Genomic DNA, 642 nt, shown 5'->3' with positions numbered 1-642 from the left:
GCAGCAGGGCCCACGCGGCGTGCAGCGCGCTGCTCTCGGGGCTGCCCCACCGCGCCGCCCACGCCCGCAGCCGCGCGGTCTGCCGGACGGTGAGCCGGGTGCGGAGGTGGCCGGTGCCCGTGCCGTCGCCCGGCCCCGGCAGGTCGGTGCCCGGTCCGGTGTCGGCCCGGCTCCAGAACGCGCGCGCGGGCGCGGTGTCCCGGGCGGCGAGCCAGTCCGCGTGGTCGCCGATGTCGGGGCGCCTCTCCCCACCGGGCAGGGAACCGCCGGCCAGGTAGGCGCGCCGGAACTGCCGCAGCAGCAGCCGCACGCTCCAGGCGTCGAGCAGGGCGTGGTGGAAGGTGAGCAGGATGCGGGCCGACGGGTGCGGGTCCCCGCCGAGGACGGTGATGCGCAGCGGTCCCGGAGTGCGCGGATCGAGGCCGCGCCGCCGGTCCTCCTCGGCCAGCGCGTACCAGTCGATGCTGCCGTGCGCGTGCCGCACGATCTCGGGCACGACCCGTTCGTGCAGCACGATGGACGGTTCGGGTCCGTCCTCGAAGGCGGCGCGCAGCACGCTCTCGCGGGCGAAGACGGACTCCCAGGCGGCGGTGAAGCGCGCGTGGTCGAGCGGCCCGTGCCAGACGGCGGCGAGCTGCTCGC

At 77.6% G+C, this 642-nt stretch carries 1 protein-coding gene; it reads right to left on the bottom strand.

Annotated features, from left to right (window positions below):
* Positions 1-642, bottom strand: a 642-nt coding sequence (locus tag B7L92_RS26470; protein WP_255311143.1) for a condensation domain-containing protein, incomplete at both ends; no start/stop codon positions are given.

Origin of the sequence: Streptomyces viridosporus, assembly GCF_002078235.1 — a bacterium.
Lineage (GTDB): Bacteria > Actinomycetota > Actinomycetes > Streptomycetales > Streptomycetaceae > Streptomyces > Streptomyces viridosporus.
This window is presented reverse-complemented; position numbering and strand designations above follow the sequence as displayed.